A 3,726-nucleotide genomic window follows, 5' to 3' on the forward strand; every position below is an offset into this window, starting at 1 on the left:
CTCGTAGCCACTCACGAGCCACGCTGGGTCGGACCCTTCGGCCTAACGGCCTTCGGCCCTGCGGGCCTTATTCGGGGCGGGTGGCGTCTAGGGTTTCGGCTTCTTCGGGGGTGGGGGCGGTGCCGCCGAGGTGGGCGGGGATCCACCACTTGTCCTCTTCGGACGTCGGGGCGTCGGGGTACTCGGCTTGGGCGCGGTCCAGGAGGGCGGACATGCGCAGGCGGAGTTCCTTCGTGAGCATCTCGCGGTCTTCGCCGGGGGCTGGGACGATCGGCTCGCCGATGAGGATCGTGATGGGCACGTGCCGCTTCGTCAGGGTCCGCGGGCGACCCTTGGTCCAGAGGCGCTGGGTGCCCCACAGCGCCATCGGGATGATCGGCGCCTTCGCGGCGGCGGCCATGCGGACGGCGCCGGACTTGATCTCCTTGACGGTGAACGAACGGCTGATCGTGGCTTCGGGGAAGACGCCGACGACCTCGCCGTCCTTCAGTTTCGCGATGCCTTCGCGGAAGGACGCCATGCCCGCGGCGCGGTCGACGGAGATGTGGTGCATGCCGCGCATCAGCGGACCGGCGATCTTGTTGTCGAAGATTTCCTTCTTCGCCATGAATCGCACGAGCCGTTTGGCGGGGAGCGCGCCGAGTCCGCTGTAGATGAAGTCGAGGTAACTGATGTGGTTGCAGGCGATCACGGCGCCGCCGGTGGCCGGGATGTGCTCGGTGCCCTCGATGTGGAACTTGTTGTCGAGCAAACGGAACATGGTTTTGGCCGCCACGAGGATGGGCGGGTACACGAGCTCAGCCATTTGCCAAGGTTACGGCACCGTAGGTTGGGTTAGCTGGCTCAAGCGGGACAGGCCACATAAACAAAACGCGAATCCTCGTCGAGATCCGCGATCAGCGTCGCCGCCAGCTCGCTGCGGAGGTACACCGCGATCCAGTTCTGCGTGCCCTCCCGGCGGAAAGTCGCGACCTGGTATTTCCCCGCGTACACCGGGTCGATGCCGCAGCGCTGTTTGTCGGCGTAGCCGTTGCCGGTGGTGACCGCGACCGACGGCCGGCGCACGTTGACCACGTAGTTGTAGTCGCTCGCGATATGCCCGATCGGCCCGGCGTTCTCGTCACGCTTGCCTTCGCGGGCGATGTGTTCGTCGGTCAACCCGAGAACGTCGATGACCTGCAACTGCGTCCCGGCGCGGTACGACAGGACGCCGTTCGCATAGGTGCTCATGACGGTCCCCGGCGGGAGACCAGAGCCGAGCCACGAACCGATCTCGCCCATCTGCCCGATCCGGAACCGCCAGTCGTGCATCCGGTCCAGCGCGAACGGGCTCGCCACGGTGACCAGCAGCGACACCCCCGCCAGCCCGAGCGCGATCACCGGGACCAGCCGTGTCTCGCGTCGATGAGCCCGTGCCACCGGCGATGGCGACCCGCTCGTGAGGACGCCGTACGCCGCGACGGAAGCCACCGCGATCAGCGGCGGCACGGGCGCGAGCAGCCGCCAGGCAGGCATCCAATCGCCGCCCGCGTAGGTAATGAACGCGAGGTACACGAACACGATGGCGAACAGCAGCCACACCAGCGAACGCGCTTCGACCTCGTGCTCGTCCGCGTTGCGACGATGCAGCAAAGCCGCGACAGCGACCAGCCCGAGCAGCAGGAATCCCTGATGCACCAAGCCGAATTCCAGCAGGTAGTCCCAGCCCTGGCCGAGCTGCCAGCCCAGCGATCCGCCGTCCTTCGCCGCGACGGCGTTGGGCAGCAGGTGGCCGTAGTAGGTCACGCGCCACGCCGTCCACGGCACCGCGAACACGACCGCGCCGAGCACGTAGCCCGCGGGCGCCCACCAGCTCCGCCGCTCGCGGATCGCGGCGACCACCAGCCACACCCCGACGACAACGCCGATGACCAGCCCGTCCGGCCGGGTCATGCCCGCGAGCGCGACGAGCACCCCGGCGACCACGGGCCGCCGGGCGGTGAGCGCGTAACAGATGCAGAGAACCAGTAGGAGGAAAAGCGGCGTCTCGAGCCCGGAAGGGCCGTACGCGGCCAGTCCGCTCGCACCGGCCGTCAGCACCGCGGCGGCGACGCCGAGCGCGGGCAGGCCGCCCCCGGGTTCGGCGACGGCCAGGATCCGGTTCACGAGCAGGTACGCCATCACCACGCAAGCGAGCGTGGCGATCACCCCGAACACCGACGCCGTCGCGACGATGTCCGAGCCGAACAGCGCCTTGGGCAGCGCGATCAGGATCATCCAGAGGAAGTTCGAATAGCCCTCGACCCGCTCACCGGGATTGAAAACCGCCCCGTTGCCCTGGGCGATGTTGAGCGAATAGCGAAACGTAATGAACGCGTCCTCGGCGACGGTCGAGAAAACGAGCTGGTGGATCAGGGAAAACGCGAGCGCCGCACCGAGTGCTCCGACGCGCCACGCCTTCTGGGTGTTGATGCGGGACCATGCGGCGACGACGAACGCGGCGAGCACCAGCCACCCACCGACCAGCACGAAAACCAAGTGATCCTCACCCTCCAAGGGGAACCGCGGCCGTCGGTAACGTATCGAGTACGCGCGTCCTATGTTTCCACGCGCGGCGGCGCGACCCGATCGGGTGAAGGATCAAGCGGTGCGGAGGCGCGCGGCGAGGGCGGCGCCACTGGCGGTGATCAGGTCGGCGACGGTGAACATCACCCGCGAAGCCACGGCGAACGCCGTCGCCTGGCCGACCGAAAGCCCGCTGGCCGTCAGCACCGCGACCATCACGACCTCACGCACCCCGGCCCCGCTGGGCAGGATGAACGCGAAGGTCCCGGACGTCATCGCGATGGCCATCGCGCCGACACACAGCACGAGCCCGGTGAAGCCCGGCGCGCCGACGGAGTTGGCGAGCAGCCAGAGATGCGCCCCCTGGAAGCTGAACGCGAGAATCGCCGCGCCGAACACCTTGCCGATGGTCTTCCAGCTGAGCTGGTGGTCGAGCGGCGGGCGGCGCAGGGTCTTCAGCACGAGTGACGTGCCCCAGGTCAGCACCTTGGGGTGCAACGCGATCAGCCCGGCGGGCAGCAGGACGAACAGCCAGAGTGCGTTCGGGCTGTTGCTGAACACCGCGGGCATCGCAAGGATCGACAGCACGAGCGCGGCCACGATGCCGACGCCGAACTGGACCAGCGAACCGGTGAAGACCCGCGCCCTGGCGACCCCGGCCTTGCGGCCGAGCTCCATCTGCAGCAGGTACGCCCACACCGAACCCGGCACGTACTTGCCGAGTTGGCCGACCAGGCAGATCTGCGCGCCGCGCAGGTAACCGATCGGCTTGCCGAGGTCGTCGACCATGACCTGCCAGCCGTAGGTCGACACCAGGATGCTGACGATCAACGCGACCAGGCTCAGCACCGACGACGGCCAGGCGATGTCCTTCAGCGTGAGCCAGAACTCGTCCCAGTTGGACGCCAGCTGGTTCGCCGCGAACGCGACCACCGCGATGATGGCGATCCACCGAGCGACGTCGAGGAGCTTGGCCTTCGTGGATTTCGGCTGCTTTTTCGCAGCGGGCGCTTCCCACTCCGGCACTTCAACTGTCGTCATCGGCTTTTCGATCTCCTAACGGGCCTTCGCGGGCACGATACGTGCTGTTCAGGCTTGGACCGTCACCAGGCGGCTGAATTCGGCGAGCAGATCGTAGCCGTCCCAGATCGCGGAAAAGGTCAAAGCCGAGCCGAACGGCAC

The 3,726-nt window shown here is 67.6% G+C and carries 3 protein-coding genes; all 3 read right to left on the reverse strand.

The window, feature by feature from the left end; genetic code table 11:
* Positions 1-67 precede the first annotated feature (67 nt).
* Positions 68-805, reverse strand: coding sequence for a lysophospholipid acyltransferase family protein (locus tag VGP60_RS31070; RefSeq protein ID WP_327551705.1), 738 nt, complete (start codon positions 803-805; stop codon positions 68-70).
* Positions 806-843: 38 nt separating this feature from the next.
* A complete protein-coding gene (locus VGP60_RS31075) occupies positions 844-2,517 on the reverse strand; it encodes a hypothetical protein (protein ID WP_414640432.1) in 1,674 nt (557 codons plus the stop codon).
* A 102-nt stretch (positions 2,518-2,619) separates the two neighbouring features.
* Complete coding sequence (locus tag VGP60_RS31080) at positions 2,620-3,585, reverse strand: lysylphosphatidylglycerol synthase transmembrane domain-containing protein (RefSeq protein WP_327551706.1); 966 nt, start codon at positions 3,583-3,585, stop codon at positions 2,620-2,622.
* Positions 3,586-3,726: the final 141 nt, after the last annotated feature.

Source organism: Amycolatopsis sp., from assembly GCF_036008905.1.
In the GTDB taxonomy this organism is placed as follows: Bacteria; Actinomycetota; Actinomycetes; order Mycobacteriales; family Pseudonocardiaceae; genus Amycolatopsis.

Coding starts and splice junctions, on each gene's coding strand:
- VGP60_RS31080 (WP_327551706.1), bottom strand. CDS start 3,585: ATGACGACAGTTGAAGTGCCGGAGTGGGAAGCGCCCGCTGCGAAAAAG.
- VGP60_RS31070 (WP_327551705.1), bottom strand. CDS start 805: ATGGCTGAGCTCGTGTACCCGCCCATCCTCGTGGCGGCCAAAACCATG.